13 protein-coding genes are annotated in these 19,374 nt (G+C 37.6%); 12 read left to right on the top strand and 1 reads right to left on the bottom strand.

Annotation, left to right across the window (positions count from 1 at the left end):
- Positions 1 to 41 precede the first annotated feature (41 nt).
- From ACQKP0_RS15480 to ACQKP0_RS15470, 3 genes are all read left to right on the top strand, one after another.
- On the top strand, positions 42 to 1,169 hold the full coding sequence (locus ACQKP0_RS15480) for an MBL fold metallo-hydrolase (protein WP_427406758.1): 1,128 nt from the start codon (positions 42 to 44) through the stop codon (positions 1,167 to 1,169).
- A gap of 92 nt (positions 1,170 to 1,261) precedes the next feature.
- Entirely contained in the window at positions 1,262 to 1,489 is a 228-nt protein-coding gene (locus tag ACQKP0_RS15475; RefSeq protein ID WP_427406757.1) for a sulfurtransferase TusA family protein, read from the top strand.
- An 82-nt stretch (positions 1,490 to 1,571) separates the two neighbouring features.
- Entirely contained in the window at positions 1,572 to 2,348 is a 777-nt protein-coding gene (locus tag ACQKP0_RS15470; RefSeq protein ID WP_427406756.1) for a sulfite exporter TauE/SafE family protein, read from the top strand.
- 247 nt (positions 2,349 to 2,595) lie between these two features.
- Here the strand turns inward: ACQKP0_RS15470 and ACQKP0_RS15465 are convergent, their stop codons facing one another.
- Entirely contained in the window at positions 2,596 to 5,622 is a 3,027-nt protein-coding gene (locus ACQKP0_RS15465) for an efflux RND transporter permease subunit (RefSeq protein ID WP_427406755.1), read from the bottom strand.
- 422 nt (positions 5,623 to 6,044) lie between these two features.
- On the opposite strand from ACQKP0_RS15465, the gene ACQKP0_RS15460 reads away from it, so the two are divergent.
- From ACQKP0_RS15460 to ACQKP0_RS15420, 9 genes are all read left to right on the top strand, one after another.
- On the top strand, positions 6,045 to 6,776 hold the full coding sequence (locus tag ACQKP0_RS15460; RefSeq protein WP_427406754.1) for a GntR family transcriptional regulator: 732 nt from the start codon (positions 6,045 to 6,047) through the stop codon (positions 6,774 to 6,776).
- 529 nt (positions 6,777 to 7,305) lie between these two features.
- Positions 7,306 to 11,235 carry a TIM-barrel domain-containing protein gene (locus ACQKP0_RS15455; protein ID WP_427406753.1) on the top strand — a complete coding sequence of 1,310 codons (3,930 nt, stop codon included), beginning with the start codon at positions 7,306 to 7,308 and terminating at the stop codon, positions 11,233 to 11,235.
- The gene (locus tag ACQKP0_RS15450) at positions 11,216 to 11,410 is read left to right on the top strand and encodes a hypothetical protein (protein WP_427406752.1); all 195 of its coding nucleotides are present in this window, start codon (positions 11,216 to 11,218) and stop codon (positions 11,408 to 11,410) included. Before ACQKP0_RS15455 ends, ACQKP0_RS15450 begins: the two co-directional genes overlap by 20 nt.
- Before the next feature lie 290 nt (positions 11,411 to 11,700).
- Positions 11,701 to 12,999 (top strand): ABC transporter substrate-binding protein, encoded by a 1,299-nt coding sequence (locus ACQKP0_RS15445; RefSeq protein ID WP_427406751.1) that lies wholly within the window; start codon positions 11,701 to 11,703, stop codon positions 12,997 to 12,999.
- Between the two features lie 76 nt (positions 13,000 to 13,075).
- On the top strand, positions 13,076 to 13,957 hold the full coding sequence (locus ACQKP0_RS15440; RefSeq protein ID WP_427406750.1) for a carbohydrate ABC transporter permease: 882 nt from the start codon (positions 13,076 to 13,078) through the stop codon (positions 13,955 to 13,957).
- A 35-nt stretch (positions 13,958 to 13,992) separates the two neighbouring features.
- Positions 13,993 to 14,829, top strand: a complete 837-nt coding sequence (locus ACQKP0_RS15435; protein ID WP_427406749.1) for a carbohydrate ABC transporter permease — start codon at positions 13,993 to 13,995, stop codon at positions 14,827 to 14,829.
- 395 nt (positions 14,830 to 15,224) lie between these two features.
- The gene (locus ACQKP0_RS15430) at positions 15,225 to 16,274 is read left to right on the top strand and encodes a LacI family DNA-binding transcriptional regulator (protein WP_427406748.1); all 1,050 of its coding nucleotides are present in this window, start codon (positions 15,225 to 15,227) and stop codon (positions 16,272 to 16,274) included.
- A 96-nt stretch (positions 16,275 to 16,370) separates the two neighbouring features.
- Positions 16,371 to 17,645, top strand: a complete 1,275-nt coding sequence (locus ACQKP0_RS15425; protein ID WP_427406747.1) for a Gfo/Idh/MocA family protein — start codon at positions 16,371 to 16,373, stop codon at positions 17,643 to 17,645.
- A gap of 426 nt (positions 17,646 to 18,071) precedes the next feature.
- Positions 18,072 to 19,316, top strand: coding sequence for an ABC transporter substrate-binding protein (locus tag ACQKP0_RS15420; RefSeq protein ID WP_427406746.1), 1,245 nt, complete (start codon positions 18,072 to 18,074; stop codon positions 19,314 to 19,316).
- The last annotated feature ends 58 nt before the right edge of the window (positions 19,317 to 19,374 follow it).

Below are 19,374 nucleotides of genomic sequence, written 5' to 3'. Positions count from 1 at the left end.
TTTTTTTAAAGTTGAATATACCGTAGGGGGTAAGATTTAAAATGACTGTTCAAGTAATGACTTCCGCAGATGTGACAAAAAAAGTATTTAATAAAGAAAAGCTATTTGTATTGGATGTAAGAAATGAAAGTGATTTTAATGACTGGAAAATTGAAGGTGAACATTTTGACTACCTTAATGTTCCCTATTTTGAATTACTAGATGGTGTAGAGGAGATTTTAGAAAAACTTCCTTCTGATAAAGATATCTTAGTGGTTTGTGCAAAAGAAGGATCTTCTATCATGGTTGCAGATATGCTCTCTGAAGCAGGATTGACTGTTTCGTATTTAAAGGGAGGCATGAAAGCTTGGAGTGAGCATTTAGAACCTGTTAAGGTTGGAGACTTGAAAGAAGGTGGAGAGATTTATCAATTTGTCCGTATCGGAAAAGGCTGTCTATCGTATATGGTCATTTCTAATGGGGAAGCTGCAATCATTGATGCCACTCGTATGACTGATATTTTTCTAAACTTTGCTGACAACTTAGGTGCAAAAATTACACATGTATTTGATACGCATCTTCATGCTGACCATATTTCTGGGGGACGTCAAATTGCAGAGAAAACAGGTGCAACTTATTGGCTACCACCAAAAGATGCAACAGATGTAACATTCACATACCAACCGTTAGCGGATGGAAATGATGTGACTATTGGAAATACTACCATTAATATTCATGCCTTATATTCACCGGGTCATACCGTTGGCTCCACTTCTTTCGTTGTAGATGAACAATTCTTACTTTCAGGAGATATTTTATTCGTCGACTCAATTGGCAGACCAGACCTAGCTGGTATGGCAGAAGATTGGGTTTCAGATTTAAGAGAGACTCTATACAATCGTTATAGAGAATTATCAGATGAATTAGTCGTTCTTCCAGCACACTTTATGATTATTGATGAGTTAAATGATGATGGTACAGTAGCTGAAAAATTAGGAGTACTATTTGCCAAAAATCATGGTTTAAATATTGAAGATGAAAATGAATTTAGAAAATTGGTAACGGAGAATCTTCCTCCACAACCAAATGCATACCAAGAAATTCGTCAAACTAATATGGGTAAAATCAATCCAGATGAAGAAGAACAACGGGAAATGGAAATAGGACCAAACCGTTGTGCAGTAAGATAAGTAATAACCATGTCAATAATTTATTCCTATAAAAAGCCTGTTTAAAACAGGCTTTTTATAGGAGAAAAAATGTAAAAGGAGATGTTTAGAACATGGATGTAACTAAAGTATTAGATGCAAAAGGACTAGCATGTCCAATGCCAATTGTGAGAACAAAAAAAGCAATGAACGAGCTTGAATCAGGGCAAATATTAGAAATTCATACAACGGATAAAGGTGCATTAAATGATCTCCCTGCTTGGGCAAAATCAGGTGGTCATGAGATTGTTAAACAAGAAGAAGATAATGAAATTCTAAAGTTCTGGATAAAGAAGGCCTAGGAACAGGACTAATTATTATATAGGTTATACTTTGTTTTTCCCGCCGCATCTTTCAATTCTAACTAAACAAAGGAGGAATAGGATGGATATTATTTTTATTATAACCATTTTTTTGATCGGTTTTGTGGGATCGTTTATATCAGGGTTGTTAGGCATTGGTGGTGCCATAATTAACTACCCAATGATGTTATATATTCCCGCTGCATTCGGTGTTGCTCACTTTACTGCACATGAGGTATCGGGCATTACAGCATTACAAGTGTTTTTTGCTACTATCGGTGGTGTGTGGGCTTATCGAAAAGGCGGATATTTAAATAAGACATTGATCACTTATATGGGAATCAGTATTCTAATTGGTAGTTTTGCTGGAGGATTTGGTTCTACTCATCTGTCAGAGAGTAGTGTCAATGTCATTTACGGGATACTAGCCCTTATTGCTGCTATTATGATGTTTATTCCCAAAAAAGGGATAGACGATGTTCGGTTGGATGAAGTTAAGTTTAATAAATGGTTAGCCGCTCTTCTTGCTCTTTTAGTAGGTCTTGCTGCAGGAATTGTAGGAGCCGGTGGTGCGTTTTTATTAGTTCCAATTATGTTGGTGGTTCTTAAAATACCTACAAGAATGACCATTGCTACATCTTTAGCCATTACTTTTATATCATCCATAGGCACTGCAATTGGAAAAATTACAACCGGTCAAGTAGAATACTGGCCAGCGTTAATCATGATTGTAGCTAGTATTATTGCAGCACCCCTTGGAGCAAAAGCGGGTAAAAAAATGAACACTAAGATTCTCCAAATTATCTTGGCAATATTAATCTTCGTAACTGCTATTAAAATTTGGATGGATATACTCTAATTTTATAGGGAGAGGGCCAATCATTTATTGATTGGTTTTTTTGTCTTGGGATAAAAAACTATTGAACTTGAGGAACAATAGATGCTTCTAGTTTATTGACATTATTAGGACATCAAGATATGTAAACTTATGGGGACCTGACAATTTTGGGGGACGTGGGAACCGTCCCCTTGTTTCCAGAGGAAGTTGGACCACCAAAGCACCCACAAAAAGAAGCTCCTCATATATGAGAAGCTTCCATAACAAACTATACACTTTGTGTTAAATCTGATTTTACTCTATTCCGTTGTTTTTTTGATTTCCTAAAATAAAGCAGTTCATAAAACACAGGAACGATAAATAATGTCAAGACAGTTGCAACTGCAAGTCCGCCAATAACGACAACAGCTAACCCTTTTGAAACAAGGCTGCCAGCTTCTGCGTGTGTAAACAACAGCGGCAGCATAGCACAAATGGTTGCGACTGCAGTCATAAGAATAGGGCGTGTTCTTGTCGCTGCTGCTTCCACAATGGCTTCCCGTATGGACATATGTTCTTCATTTTGTTTTACTTTGTCAATTAACACGATGGCATTCGTTACTACAATACCTATCAGCATTAATGCACCTAGAAGGGCAGTCGGATCAACGGAAACTCTAGAAACAATCAGCCCAAGAATAGCACCGATGGATGCGAGTGGTAATGTCATGAGAATGGCAACAGGTGTCCTGAGCGTTTTAAACGTAATAACCATAATCAAATAAACTAAACCAATGGAAATAACCATGACTAACCCTAAATCGGCAAAATCACTAGCCTGCTGAGCAACTGCCCCGCCCTTAACAAGCGTAACATTCTTAGGCAGCTTCAGCTTATCAAGTTTCTTATCTATATCCGCTGAAATAACGGAAAGCTTTTCAGGATTTACATCTGCACTGATGCGAATATATTCTTTTCCATTTTTATGAAGTACTGTACTGCTTTGTGTTACTTTCTCAATTTTAGCAATCGAAGAAAGGGGAACCATTCCTGTTTGGGTTGCGATTTGTATTTTATCCAAATCGTTTTTTGTAGCCGGATTAAGATTGGTGTCCATCACAATGGAAGTATCCTTTCCGTCTAGGTTCATATTGCCGATTGGTGTTTTGTTTAATAATCCATTTAATTGCATGGCAATTTGACCTGTGTTGGCCTTTGTCGGATCCACAACAAATTGATAGACGGGTTTCTTCTCTTCTGCATTGGAAGCGACTTTTTTAACACCCTTCGTCCCAGCAATAACCTTCATCATATCATCCGAAGCCTCTAACAGTTTCTCTCGGTCTGATCCTTCCAAATCATAGGTGATTGCCGTTTGAGCCGAACCCATGAAGGATGCTGTAGATGCTTGAATATCCGCATTTGGATATTCTTTTTTCAGTGCGTTCACATCTTTCATAAAATGATCAGCATTGGCATTTTCCTTCATGATGACGGTAAATGTTGTTTGGGTAGGATTGGATACCTGACCCCATTTTGCCTGTTCTTCACTATTTCCCTGCTGTGTTATGATGGATTGATATCCGTTTAACTTTAACAATTTCTTTTCAAAAGCGAGTCCGTGGTCTTGCACTTTTGAAATGGGTGTATCACTTGGATAAGTCATGGTAACAGACACCATCGTTGTATCATCTGCACTAACGGAACCTTTAGGAAGCATCGTATAAAGGGTAATGGAGCCTACAAACATAATAAAAGCAAAGAGAACTGGTACCCATTTATGATTAAGATTCCATTTTAAAATATTCATATAACGCTTAGGTTCTTTATGTTCCGGTAGCTTCGCCTTTTTTAACAGACCAAATGACATTAAAGGAACAATCGTTAAAGCAACGATTAAAGATGCCAAAAGGGAATAAGTAACCGTTAAGGCAAACGGCAGTAAGAATGCCTTTAATGAGCTTTGAATGAGACCCATCGGCAAAAACACAGCTATCGTTGTAAGTGTAGAGGATGTAATTGCCTTTCCTACTTCACCTGTTGCTTGGATAATTGTCTCTTTAGAAAAACCCTCTTTCTGAGTCTTTCGGAAAATATTCTCGACAACTACGATACTATCATCCACTAACCGTCCAACCGCTACCGCTACTCCTCCCAATGTCAGGATGTTGAGCGTAATGCCAGATTGCCAAAGCAATATCAAGGTCAAGCCTAGCGAAAGTGGAATGGATACAACGGTGATCAAGGTGGAACGAATATTCCTTAAGAATAGAACGATAACGATTGTTGCAAATAAAGCTCCCAATAATACCTCTCTTAACATACTATTGACAGAGTCAACCACCATTTTCGAGCTCGAGAACAATATTTCTACATGTTCACCTGTGCCCGATTTATTAATATCCTCTGCAACCTTTTGAATATCTTTCCCAACCGTTACTGCACTAGCACTGCTTTCTTTAGTGATCGAAATTGCCATTGCATCTTTTCCATTGACATGGGTGATTCCTTCTTGACCACTCTTTCTCTGAATATCAGCCACATCTTTTAAATGTACCACTGGTGCATTTGGCACTAGAGAAGGAAGAATAAGATTTCCAAGTTCTTCTATACTTGTAATTTCCCCCACTACTTTAAGGTTACTCATTTGCCCGTCAATGCTCTTATCTCCTAAAGATACAGAAAGATTTTGACCTTGTAATAAACTCATGACGGAATTGATAGATTGCTGGTTAGCAGCTAATTTTTTTACATTCAATTTCACTTCCACTAGAGGATTATCTTTGCCGAAGAGTTGGACATTGCCCACTCCTTTAATACTCTCGAACTTAGGCAAAATCTCTTTCTCTAGTTTTTCAAGATTCGCTTCCTTAGAGCCTTTATCAATAGCAATAGAAAGTTGGGCTACTGGAATCATCGAGGTATCGTACTGAATGATATTTGGTTTGGAAACAGTATCCGGTAGCCTCAAATTATTAATAGCATCTTCTACTTGTTTTTTTGCTTCCTTCATATTTGTTTTGGAATCAAAGGATATGTTCACTTGCGAATAACCATCGCCCGTAGTAGATAACACATCCGTTTTGCCTTTTACGGTTGCTACTGCATTTTCAATTGGCTCCGTAACCTCTTGCGTCATTGTTTGCGAATTATATCCTTGCCCTATCGTCGCAACGGTTACTTGGGGATTATCGGCTTCCGGCATTAATTCCATCGGTAAAATGAAATAACTTCCAATCCCGAGTCCCAACGTTAAAACGGTCATAACGATTAAGGCAGCCTTATTTCGAAAGGCCCACTTCGTTAAATACTTCATAAAATCTACATAACCTCCCACTTTTTCTCCTTTTTTAGATCCAATAAATTAGCAATAATTTCCTCCCTTGCTTAACCGAGTATATCATCGTTCCTAAATCGTTAAATCCTATCATGGGATTATTTTTATCTAAGACTTGAGACGGATGACTTAGGATGTAGTTATATGAATGTCTTAATTTCTTGAAAGACCTCCCCATCCTGAAAAGTATAAAAAATAGAAAAGTATGTACTCTTATCGAATCGTTTACCGCAAATCAAATCACACCACACCTTAAAAGGATTTATGTAGGCGTAAAGTAATTCCCATCTACAAGTAAGATGGCTATTTTTCTTACACTCACTTGTTGGGTTGACACCATAAGGTACGGTGATATAATTTTTTTAAAGAATATAAGTATGGTTGGAAGGCAGGTAAATTATATGGAACCACTGCAGCATGAAAGTATAATTCCACTTTATCACCAATTAATGGAAAGGCTTAAGGAGTCTATTGAAAAGGGATATTGGACACCTGGTGATAAAATCCCATCAGAAAATCAATTGATGGACCAATTCGGTGTAAGCCGCAACACGGCTAAAAAAGCAATTGAGGAGCTTGTTCAGGAAGGAATCCTTTACCGAATCCAAGGAAAAGGAACATTCGTCGCAAAACCAAAATTTCAGCAGTCATTGATGGGGTTTTATAGCTTTAGCAAAGTATTAAAAGAAAAAGGATTAAATCCTAAGGATATCATTCTGAAAATAGAAGAAGTAAAACCGACTGCAAAAATCCGGGAAGCGTTACAACTTGGAGAAGGCGAGAAAGTCATTGAAATGAAACGTCTTCGTTGTGCTAACAATGAGCCTTACATTTTGGAATCGTCTTTTATTCCGAAAAATGTGGTTTCGGATATGGAGCAGCTTAAAAAAGTTGGCGAAATATCATTATATGATTTATTCGCACAGGAATTTAATATCATAGTAACTAGAGCAAAAGAGGCATTTGAACCTGTCCTCATTCGGCCCGAAGAAAGTGAGTACCTTCAAACGGAAAAAGGCCGTCCAGCACTGTTACTTGAACGAACAGCCTATGATGCTAATGGAATAACTGTTGAATTTTGTATATCCATTGTACGAGGCGATCGCTGCCGCTTTTACACAGAACTAACGTAATGGTTAAATCACTCATAGCAATGTGTCTATGAGTTTTTTATAAAATTAACCCGTACCATCAACCCGTTATTACTTACCTCTCTAAATGAAAGATGTATGTTTGAATATTTCCATTTGGCATTATTTTGTTATGAAAGTATATTCGTGCAAATGTGGGGGTTTTTATGTTTTTTTTGTAATTTTCATAGATTGTTAATGCCGACCAAGTTTGAAGGGGCCCTAGGCTATCCTTTTTTTTGTTTTGCCCTAATGTTTTTTCTTTAGACGATAGGAAAGTAGAACTTTTGTAGGATATTTGCGTTACTAAGTTGACCCATCAACCCTATGTGTTATATATTGAAATAGTTAGAAAATTGCACAAATTGAGATAAAGGCAGGAGGGATGAATTTAAGTGTTTTTTTTAGAGATTGTCTCTCTTTTCTTCCAATTGGATCCCCAAGGAAGTGTATAAGTCAATTATCCATATGAAGAGTTAAAGACAGTCGGAGTTTATTTTCGGTAAACCATTATTACTATTGGAGGTAAAATATGCAAAGACGACGAACTACGTTAAAAAAGATGATAGGTTTATGCTTATCAGTGGGTATGTTACTTTCTACGCTTCCTTCAACAGCATCTGTGGCAACAACTGAAAAGGAGTACTCAATTGAAAATCTCGCTGCCAATGAAACCAAGACTATAGGAAAAGTAACTAAGATTACAAAAGATCACAATAATGTATATCTTAATTTAGAAACAGGAGAAAAAATAAAAATTAACTTTCTAAAAAATAATGTGTTTCGACTACATTTGGACCCAAAGGGTATTTTTGAAGAATATCCAACTCCCAACAAACCTGAGCATGAGACGAAAATTATCGACAAAAATGTTAACGATTACAAAAGGCAATATGGAGAGATTGGCATTAAGGTCGATGAGAGTGATAGCAATGTCTATAAAATATCTACTGATGCTTTAGAATTAAGAGTTGATAAAACTACCTCAAAAATGAGCTTGTACGATAAAAAACAATCAAAGATTCTTTGGAGTGAAAGTGAGCCTCTAAAACATTCGAGCGGAAGTACAGTTCAAACCCTTGATACAAAAGAAAACGAATTTTTTTATGGTGGGGGTCAACAGAATGGGTTTTATGCCCATAAGAATAACTCTATAAAAATTGCCATCGGGGGAGGTTGGGATGCAGGAGCTGCATCAAGCCCAGTCCCATTTTATTTAAGCACAGAAGGCTATGGAGTCATGCGAAATACTTTTAAGCCGGGTGTTTATGATTTTACAAAAACGTCTACCTTTACTCACAGTGAAGACAGATTTGACGCTTATTATTTTGTAGATAATTCCATTCCAAAAATCATTAACGAATATACAGAATTAACGGGAAAACCAGCCCTTATGCCAAAATACGCTTTCTACTTAGGGCATGCTGACTGTTTTAATGGAACTCACAATGGTCATAAGGACCAACGAACCTTCCTAACTAATGGGGTAAATACATTAAATCAATATGTAGACAACGATATGCCTTTAGGATGGTTTTTGCCAAATGACGGTTATGGATGCGGATATGGCGGATTGGATAATTTAGAGCAATTTGTTGATAAGGCAAATGATCAAAAAGTAGAGGTAGGCTTATGGACACAAAGCAATCTCTATCCAGACCCTAATTTACCTGAAGACAGCCCTTTACGCAGAGACCTTGACGGGGAAGTTAAAGCTGGTGTAAGAGCCATAAAGACGGATGTTGCATGGGTTGGGCAAGGATATTCCATGGCTTTAAATGCAACACGCCAGGCAGCAGAAGGAATTCAAAAAGAAGATAATTCAGGTGGTGCACGTCCATTTGTTATTTCACTAGATGGGTGGGCTGGTACTCAGCGTTATGCAACATTATGGTCAGGCGATCAATATGGCGGCAATTGGGAGTACATTAGAATGCATATCCCTACTTACATTGGCTCCGGGCTATCAGGGAATCCAAACGTTGGCTCAGATATGGATGGTATATTTGGCGGAGATGCAAAAGTACAAACACGTGATTTCCAATGGAAAGCATTCACTCCTATCCAGATTGATATGGACGGCTGGGCATCGGGAGGTACTGATTATAGTAAGTCTAAAAACCCATGGAATTATGGTGAACCCTATACATCGATAAATAGGATGTATTTAAAATTAAAGTCGCAAATGATGCCTTATATCTATACGATTGCTGAGGAATCAACAGCAACATCCATGCCTATGGTCAGAGGAATGATGTTAGAATATCCAAATGATCCTTTTACGTACGGGACCGAAACACAATATCAATATATGTGGGGACCCAATCTTTTAGTGGCGCCAATATATGATGAAAACTCTAATGCAGCAGAAGTAAGGAACGATATTTATCTTCCAGATAAAGATCAAGTTTGGATCGATTATTTTACAGGTGAGCAATATCAGGGAGGTTCAGTTCTTCATAATTTTAGTGCTCCATTATGGAAGACTCCTATATTTGTGAAAGCTGGCGCAATCATTCCAATGGCACCGGAAAACAATTCCATTAATGAATTGGATGGTTCGGAAAATAGAATATTTGATGTATATCCATCGGGAAAATCAGAGTTTACCCTGTATGAAGACGATGGTAAAACGGTTGAGTATAAGGAAGGGGAAAATGCAAGAACAAAGGTCACTTCTGAAATTATCGGGAACAAAGTTGATATTACCGTATATGCCGCAAAAGGAAAGGGCTATAAAGGCATGGTTAAAGAGCGGGGCACAGAAGTGATTGTTAATACTCGTGTAAAGCCAAAGAATATACATCAGGTTAAGGTTGGTAATAAAAATATTAAATTACGAGAAGTTACGAGCGAAGAGGAATATCAAAACTCGGAAAACGTGTACTTCTATAATGAACATCCCAACTTGAACAAATATTCGACAAAAGGTTCACCATTTGAAAAGACTGAAATTTTTACATCACCAAAGTTATTTATTAAAGTTGGAAAAACAGACATCACGAAAAATAATATCGTTTTTTCAGTAAATGGCTTTGATAATACACAAAAGAAAGAAGTCCTGGATAAAGCAGTACCAACTATTCCAACTGGGCTTAATGCTGATGAATCCAACATTACAGACCAAGATATTAAATTAAATTGGGAAAAGGTTGATGGGTCAAATACAACCTATGATTTAATGATTAATGGTGTTGTTCATACTAATGTGTTTAAGATGAGTGATAGCCAGCAAGTCCCATTCTATCTTCATTCGGGATTAACATCTGATACAGAGTATTCTTATAGAATAAGAGTAACGAATACAAAAGGATCATCTGGCTGGAGTGATGAGCTCAAAATCAGAACGAAGCTTGACCGATACAGAAATGTCCCTAAGAATATGACAGCAAAAGCAGATAGTGAACAGCCGGGACAAGAAGCAGCTTTAGCTGTCGATGGAAAAGATGAAACTTTGTGGCATACAGCATGGGGAGATGAGGGGAATAAACTGCCGCATACCTTTGAGATTGATATGAAGTTAGCTTATGAATTAGATAAGTTTGAGTATGTTCCAAGACCAGATGCAGGGAATGGAACGATATTAAAATACAATTTAGACGTAAGTTTAGATGGCAAAACGTATAAAAATATCATTACTGATGGAACATTTGAGAGAAATAATGCAACCAAAGTAATTCAGTTTAAGGAAAATATTGTTGCAAGGTATATTAAGTTGACCATTACAGGCTCTGTAGGCGGATTTGGTAGCGCGCAGGAATTCAGGCCATACAAAAAAGATAAAACAGAAGGTACGGTTGTAGGTGAGAATATACCGAACGGAGTAATTAATGAAGATGACCTCCTCTTCTTTGCAAGCTATATGGGTCTTGACCAAACTGATACAGCTTGGGACCAGGTTTCAAAGGTTGATATTAATTTCAATGGTGTAATTGATGCCTATGATTTAATGTATGTTGCTTCCCAATTGGGTAAACAGCCGCTTCAACCAACGGGCAGACCGGTTGCTGGACGATTGGATATAAGGCCCAGCAAGCAGCAGTTAAAAGCGGGAGAGGAATTTACAGTTGAAATCATTGGGGTCGGTCTAAAGGATATCAATGCCTTTAACTTGGAACTTATGTTGGATCCCAACAAATATGAAATAGTAAAACAGTGTAAACCTGACGGAACATGTGGAGAAAATATTGTTTCTCCATCCAATGAGACTGCCCATATGTTGAATTATTCTGCCCTCGCCGGGATTGGAAACACTCAGCAGCGAATTATGACTGCGTTTTCTAACAAGGGTACTCTACCAACTTTGGAAGGCACCCAGTCATTGGCCACAGTTATGTTAAAGGCTAAGAAAGATATAACTTTTGATATGCCGATTACCAGATCATTACTAGTTAATACAGCCTTTGATACCATTGATAAAATCGGCGAGGTGTTAAACCCTAGTGAAGAACCGGGAAATTAATCTTTTTGATGATAAGCATTACTCAAAGAAAAGTTTGAAAAGCTCAGGGTTTAATGCTTTAAAGGGAAAAATAGTAAATGTCTATAAAAATCCAAATTCATTACAACTTGAAATAGATGAAGTTGTATCTGATTTCACACAAAACTTTGCGGCTATTGTATCTAGATTAGAGTAAAAATTCAAGAAAAAGCATTAGTAAGCCGTAGTTGCAAAAGGGTACATTGAGAGAAAAGGGGTCATTAATATGATGATTTCTTTTCTCTTTTTTTAAGTGTAAGGGCTTGCTGCTCGGTTTTAAGGGAGTATGGAGGATAGAAAACATAATTTCAAGATGATATCAAACTCTTTTTGAATTCAAAAAATAATTACATATGCTGTTGACCCATCAACCCGTTTATTATATATTTTAATTGTTAGGAAAATTCGTATTAATAGACTTTTTGGGGAAAAAGAGGGGGAAATTAAGTGGGAAAAAAGTTGATCAGTGTTATTTCATTCCTGTTGGTCGCTGTTTTATTACTTGCAGCATGCAGTAATAGCAGTTCTTCTTCAGGAAAAACTACGATTAAGTATTGGTCTATGTGGAATAAAGGGGAACCGCAACAGGTTGTCATCCAAAAAATCATTGATGAATACCAAGATGCTAATCCAAATGTCAAGGTAGATGTACAATGGATGGGCCGTGAAGTGATGTCTAAAGTAAGAAATGCAGCTTTAAGTGGGGACGCACCCGATCTTACAGAACAATCAGGGGCTGAGGTTGAAGGAGCATTAATTAAAAACAAGTTAGCAGAACCATTAAATGAATTACTCTCTATGAAAATTCCAAATGAAGGAACAGTGTTTCAAGATGCCTTTTTAGATAAAGTACTACCATTCTATCAACAGGGAGAAAATACTTATTTTATTCCATATGAAATCATCAGCTCTGGTTTTCACTATAATGAAAGCCTTTTCGAAGAATATGGAGTAAAGCCACCATCCACTTGGGACGAATTTGTGGAGCTAAATAAGAAGTTCCAGAGTAAGGGGTTAGCTCCACTCGCGCAGGATGGAAATATAGATTTTTATAATGCTTATTACTATTACTGGTTGGTTGAGCGTTTAATGGGCCCTGGTGCTCTAATAGAGGCTGCTGGAGATAAGACGGGTCAAGCATGGTCCAAACCAGGATTCTTAGAAGCGGCGAAAAAGGTACAAGAGCTTGTAGATAACAATTTCTTTGCAGATGGGTACAAAGGAAGTCAGTACCCTGCTGCCCAAACGGCTTGGGCAAGTGGAAAATCAGCCATGATTTTAGTAGGAAGCTGGTTATCAAGTGAAACTGCTCAATATTCTTCTAAGGATTTTGTCTACAAAGCTTTTCCTTTCCCGGAAGTTGCAGGTGGAAATGGCGGCGCTGACCAAGCTGAACTTTACTTAATTGGATGGGTTGCTCCAAAAGGTGCTAATAAAAAAGCAGTTCAGGATTTCCTTGCCTTTGCCATGCAGAAAAAATATCAAGAAGGTATTGTAAAAGATACAAAAAATATTAGTACAAGAACAGATTTAGATGCACCAGACGGGCTGGCAGATTTTAGAGATATTATTGTCAATGCCTCTTCTTACCATAAGGAATACGATGGTTTGCAGGCCGAATATCCAGATTGGTGGAAAACCGTATTTTTACCGCTTGATGATAAATTAATATTCGGAGAAATGAAAGCTGAAGAGTTTGTTCAAGAGCTGCAAAAACAAACAAAGGATTACTGGAGTAAAAAATAATTTTGAAAGAAAGCAGGAGAAATAATCGTTCTCCTGCTTTCTTTCAAAACACCTAGTGTGAAGAGGAGGATGAACTGTGAGAGCTGGCAGGAAAAAGCTAACCGTACCATATTTGTTACCGGCAGTTAGCTTATATCTAATATTTTTTATAGGTCCCGCGATCTATGGTGTCTGGATCAGCTTTAATGAGTGGAGTGGTTTTACAGATGATATGAAATTTGTGGGGTTAAAAAATTATGAAAAACTATTAGTTGACCCTATATATTGGCAGTCATTTTTAAATATGATGCTAATTTTATTTGTTGGAGGCATTTTTGTTTTTCTCATTGGGTTTTTATTTACCGCACTGATGAGCCAAGGAGTAATAGCAAAAAAGGCAATCCGGGCAGTCATCTTTTTCCCGCAAATCATTGCACCAATTGCTTTGGCGGTAGTTTGGAATTATTTATATCGCTTTGATATTGGTTTTTTTAACTCTATATTAACTTCTATCGGACTTAACCCGGTTAACTGGACTGGTCCTAACAACATTATGATGTCAGCAATAATAGCGATTATTTGGTATAGCACTGGGTTTTACGCCATTATTCTTTTAGCCGGAGTAGATAAAATTCCAAATACGATTTTTGAAGCTGCTCGAGTAGAGGGTGCATCTACATTTGTAATTTTTACCAAAATTACACTTCCATTAATATGGGATGTTATGTCCATTGCGATTATCCTATGGGGAATCAATGCCATTCGTTTATTTGATTTCTTGTTTGCATTTGGTGGTGCAGAGCCCCCGACAAGGATGTGGAATACTGCCATGTATCAATTCATACTTGGCTTCGGCCAGCGAACACCTATTTATCAATTAGGGTATTCAAGTGCAATTGCTGTGACAATGATTTTTGTCGTCTTGTTATTCGTTGTCACTGGTAGAAAGCTATTCAAACGTGAAGTATATGAACTATAGAGCTTTTTGGGCTAAAACAGAAAGGGGCAGATAAAGTGAAATCAAATGGACGCAATGTGTGGTCAGCACTTGGAAAAACATTTTTATATGTATGGGCGTTATTTATTTTGTTTATAATAGGTTGGATTGTTTTAGCCTCCCTTAAAACAAATCGTGAACTCTTTGAAGGATTTTGGAGCCTCCCAGCTTCACTTCAGTGGGGAAATTATTATACTGCCTGGGTGCAGTCAAATCTTGCCTCGTATTTTTTTAATAGTTTATTAGTGGTTACATTAAGTGTACTTGGTATCGTTTTGGTAAGTGCGCCTGCCGCTTACGTTTTATCAAGGTATAATTTTATTGGAAGGGAATTTTTAACAAATGCTTTTGTTATTGGAATTGGTATTCCATATCAGGCGGTATTGATTCCAATTTATTTACTATTGATAAAAATTGGATTAATTAATTCATTTATAGGTTTAATCATTGTTTACATTGCGTTGTCCCTTCCGTTTACAATCTTTATTTTGACTGGTTTTTTTCAGAGTTTACCTTCAGATGTAGAGGAAGCAGCGATCATTGATGGGGCAAGTGAAAATACAATTTTTTGGAAGGTCATGCTTCCAATGGCTCGTCCGGGTTTGGTTACCGTAATGATTTTAAATGCCGTTGGATTATGGAATGAGTTTTTGCTAGCAAAAGCATATATGAATGTAAATGAAAAATACACATTGTCCGTCGGTTTATACCAATTTTATCAATCGATGCAATACAATTCAGACTGGGTAGGTTTGTTCGCCGGGGTTGTTATTGTCATATTCCCAATCCTAATTTTCTATTTATGGTTATCAGATAAGATTATCGAAGGAATGACGGCAGGTAGTGGAAAATAGAATTAGAGATATTTTTCATGATTAAATGTTTGAAGGAAATTGATATGAAAAAGCTAGATACATTAAGTTTTATACCACTTTATCATCAATTAAAAGAGATCATCATTGAGAATATCAAAAATAATGTTTAGAAACCCGATGATAAAATTCCTTCTGAACATCAATTAAGTGAACAATATGGTGTCAGTCGAAATAAATATATTTATTTAAGTTGATGGGTTGACAGGTTAACGAGATAAGGAGTATATTCTAATTATGAAAATTTTCAGTTAAGATTTTGTGATAAATAAAACCTCTCTTATAAGTAATTATGAAAATTCAAAAGATATTTTCGATATTGGATATAAATTTGTTATCCTATTAAAGAAAGTACTTAACTAAGAGGTGGTTTATTAGTGGCAAGATTAAAAGATATTGCGGAATATGTAGGCGTTTCCATTTCTACTGTTTCGCGAGTCATTCAAAATGATCAAACAAGAAATGTGAACCCGGAAACAAGAGCGAAAATTTGGGAGGCTGTTAAGGAGTTAGGGTATATACCCAATCAGCATGCTCGAAATTTAGTTACTAACAAACTAACAAAGAATAAAACAAGAACAATGAAAATTGGCTGGGTCGCCAATCCAAAACAGGTAGAAACTAACCCTTACTTTGTAAATATTTATTCAGGTATTCACGATACACTAACAGCTAATGATTATACCCTAATCAGTATTACCAAGGATGAACTTGAAAACGAGGCCCTGCTACTTAAAACAATTCATGAAGTGGGGATTGAAGGACTTCTTCTGATCGACAGGATTGATGAGAGCCTAATTGAATACATTCAGCAAATGATCCCGTTGGTCGGATTGGACTTTTTCTATACAGATAAGAATATGGCTGTTGTCGATTACAACCGCGAGGCAGCTATTAAAATGGTGGTTCAGCATTTAATCAGTCAGGGACATCGGGAGATCGGGTTTATTGGCGGTGGGGTTAATGAAAGCTTTGAAGATTTGCATGCTGAATATCGGTTTAAAGGGTACCAATCTGCCATTGAAGAAGCAGGACTTGTTGTCCGCCCTGATTGGGTCATCAATACGAAGTGGAAAATGGAAAATAGCTACGAAGAAATGATTCAACTCATAAAAAGAGACCGAGCGCATTTGCCAACAGCTATGGTTTGTGCCAGTGACCTGATGGCCATTGCTGCAATGAGAGCGGTGATTGAAAATAACCTCCGCATTCCCGAGGATATTACCTTCTTTGGAGTGGATAATATTGAAATGGGGAAATATGCATCACCGCCGCTTTCAACAGTGGAAATCCCTAAATACGAAATGGGAAAAATGGCAGCAAAAACGATAATGGAAATGGTAGAAGAGAAAATCAGCCTTCCTATCAAGCTTATTTTGCCATTTGAATTAGTCTTTCGTGAATCATCTAAAATAAAACGAACCTAAGTGGTTCTTTTTTAAACAGTAGTTGGAAAACGTTTGGATAAAGTTTGGAAAACAATCCACGAAAAATAAATGGAATAGATGAGAGGAGAAATTCAAATGAAAAAAATGACAGCACTTCTTATCGGTGCAGGTGACCGAGGGGCGCGAGCTTATGCGCCATATGCCCTGGCATATCCGAATGAATTAAAGATTGTCGGAGTGGCAGAGCCGAATAACGAAAGAAGAACGAAATTACAACAAGCACACAATATTCCAGTTGAGTATTGTTACGGGACATGGGAAGAGGTATTAAATCTCGACCAAAAAATCGCTGACATTGCGATTATTTGTACACTTGACCGGAATCATTTTAAACCAACAATGAGAGCTTTGGAGCTGGGCTATCATGTACTGCTCGAAAAACCAATGTCTCCTGATCCGCTAGAGTGTATTGCGATGGAACAGGCAGCGAAAAAATATAATCGGCAGCTGACCATCGGCCATGTACTGAGGTATACCGAATTTTGGTCCACGATTCAAAAGGTAATCGCCAAAGGGGAAATTGGCGAGGTTGTATCACTGCAGTTAAATGAAAATGTAGAAGTGATGCATATGTCCCACAGCTTTGTCCGTGGAAACTGGAATAATAAGGAGAAGTCAAGTCCGATGATCCTGCAGAAATCTTGTCATGATATGGATATTATTTCGTTTGTTATCGGCAAACAATGTAAGCGCATTAGTTCTTATGGTTCACTGATGCATTTTAAAGAAGAAAATGCCCCGGCTGGTGCGCCGCAGCGCTGTTTAGATGGCTGTCCTGCAGAACTTGAGTGTCCATACCATGCGGGCAGGTATTACCTTGGCGAGGGCAAGGGCTGGGCGAAGAAATTCACAGAAGACTATACAAATGAAGGCATTATTAAAGCATTGCAGGAAACGACATATGGAAAATGCGTATACCGCTCAGATAATAATGTCGTCGACCATCAGGTGGTCAACATGGAATTCGAAGGAGGAGTAACCGCAACATTCAGCATGTGTGGTTTTACTAGGGAACAGACGCGGATCGTGCAAATTATGGGAACAAAAGGAGAAATCCGCGGAAACATGGAGGAAAATAGTATTTCCATTTTTGATTTCCTTACCAAGCAAGAAACTGTCATAAAATTTGACAACCCTGTTGGCGGACATGGCGGCGGAGATAATGGAATCATGAGAACATTGCTCCGAGAAATTCAATTTGGTAATAACAGTGACAGTGTTTCCTCTGCATCTGCTTCCGTAAGAAGCCACCTCATGGCATTTGCCGCTGAAGAATCGAGGTTAAACGAAGGCCAATCGATTCATATCGATGATTATTATGATAGTTTGCTAGAAAATATCAATGCATAAGAAAAGGTTGTTTACACCAGGATATCGTGGTGTTGCAATAATAAAGTCAAGCGTTAAGAACAAAGTTTATGGGGAAGTAAATTTATCGGGAAAACGTTATTGTTGGGGGTGATGAACGTTATCTGAAACATTTCAATGGTATGAGACAATTTTTTTATCAAGGCTCTTTTCGTAAACTTTGTTGTTGTTTTTAGAGTTAAGTAAAAATCTAATTGGATTTTTACGATTTTAATTTATCTTCCAATTTGAATGAAAGACTTATTGTATAAGGAAAAGAGCACGTCACAAAATTATTCTAGGCTGGGAATCTGTCCGTAAAGCAAAAAATTTATGTAAAAACAGCCTTTATCAAAGAAAAACCCTTAAGTTTTTAAAAATGATTTATAAAGAAATCTACTAAACTTTAGATGAAGGAAGGGCAATGTGATGAAAAAATGGCTAATAATGCTTTTAACCGTAGTTCTAGGATTATTGGGGCTGGCTGGATGCAGTGATAGTGATAAAGCCTCAAGTGATGGAAAAGTAGAAATTACCTATGGCTTTTGGGATAAGAAGCAAGTCCCTGCCGTTGAAGAGATTATCAAATTATTTAACGAAAAATATCCAAACATCAAGGTGAAAACAGAGCTTACTCCTTATGGTCAATACTTCCAGAAGCTTGAAACAGCTGCAACGGGCGGTGCTTTGCCTGACGTTCTTTGGATGAATGGTGCTCACGTTGTCCAATATGCAGAAGGAAAAGTTATCCTTCCATTAAGCGACATGGCGAAAAAAGATAACTATAGCTTAGATAATTATCCGAAATCGTTAATCGATCTTTATACTGTTAATGGAAAAGTTTATGGGATTCCAAAAGACTATGATACAACAGGCTTGTGGTACAACAAAAAAATCTTTGATGATGCAGGTGTCCCGTATCCTGACGACACCTGGGACTGGAATAAGTTAAAAGAAGCAGCGAAACAGCTGACAAACAAAGAAAAAGGTATTTGGGGCTATGCTGCTATGATGGGCAACCAAGGCGGATATTATGATTTCATTTGGCAAAATGGAGGCCATATCATTTCCGAAGATGGCAAGTCTGTTGGTTTCGATCAACCTGAAGCAATCGAGGCGCTTAAATACAATATTAGCTTCATTAAAGAAGGTTTGTCACCAACTCAAGCACAAATGACAGAAACGGCGGCATCTGAGTTATTCTCATCAGGAAAAGTAGCGATGATGTTCGATGGTCCATGGATGGTTCCAGAATATAAGAATAATCCTGATTTAAATGTTGCTGTAGTTCCAAAAGGGAAAGAACGCGCAGTAGCGATTCACGGGTTATCCAATGTGATTGCAGCTAATACGAAACATAAAGATGCTGCATGGAAGTTTGTTCAGTTCCTAGGATCTAAAGAAGCTGCAGATGTTTATGCGAAAACAGGAACAGTCATCCCGGCATATAACGGTACACAAGATGCTTGGAAAAACGCAGTTCCAAATTTAAATCTTCAAGCATTCATTGATGGTGCAGAATATTCTGTTCCACTTCCAAGTGTGAAAAATACAGGGGAAATTTGGCAATACGAAATAGATATCCTGAAAAAGGCTTGGAGCGAAGAAGTAAGTGTAGAGGATGCTGTAAAAGAATTAACGAAAAAAGCAAATGAGGCGCTATCTAAGAAGTAAAAAAAGTGCAAGTGCTCTAGTCTATACGACGCTGGGCGCTGGAGCTGGACAATTCTAA

This window comes from Heyndrickxia sp. NPDC080065, from assembly GCF_050281185.1.
GTDB lineage: Bacteria > Bacillota > Bacilli > Bacillales > Bacillaceae_C > Heyndrickxia.
Note: the sequence above shows the minus strand (reverse complement) of the source record. Positions and strands in the feature narration are given on the sequence as shown.

Bases quoted from the DNA above. Each gene is read 5' to 3' on its own strand.
- ACQKP0_RS15420 (WP_427406746.1), top strand. From the start codon at position 18,072: ATGAAAAAATGGCTAATAATGCTTTTAACCGTAGTTCTAGGATTATTG.
- ACQKP0_RS15455 (WP_427406753.1), top strand. From the start codon at position 7,306: ATGCAAAGACGACGAACTACGTTAAAAAAGATGATAGGTTTATGCTTA.
- ACQKP0_RS15475 (WP_427406757.1), top strand. From the start codon at position 1,262: ATGGATGTAACTAAAGTATTAGATGCAAAAGGACTAGCATGTCCAATG.
- ACQKP0_RS15460 (WP_427406754.1), top strand. From the start codon at position 6,045: ATGGAACCACTGCAGCATGAAAGTATAATTCCACTTTATCACCAATTA.
- ACQKP0_RS15480 (WP_427406758.1), top strand. From the start codon at position 42: ATGACTGTTCAAGTAATGACTTCCGCAGATGTGACAAAAAAAGTATTT.
- ACQKP0_RS15470 (WP_427406756.1), top strand. From the start codon at position 1,572: ATGGATATTATTTTTATTATAACCATTTTTTTGATCGGTTTTGTGGGA.
- ACQKP0_RS15425 (WP_427406747.1), top strand. From the start codon at position 16,371: ATGAAAAAAATGACAGCACTTCTTATCGGTGCAGGTGACCGAGGGGCG.
- ACQKP0_RS15465 (WP_427406755.1), bottom strand. From the start codon at position 5,622: ATGAAGTATTTAACGAAGTGGGCCTTTCGAAATAAGGCTGCCTTAATC.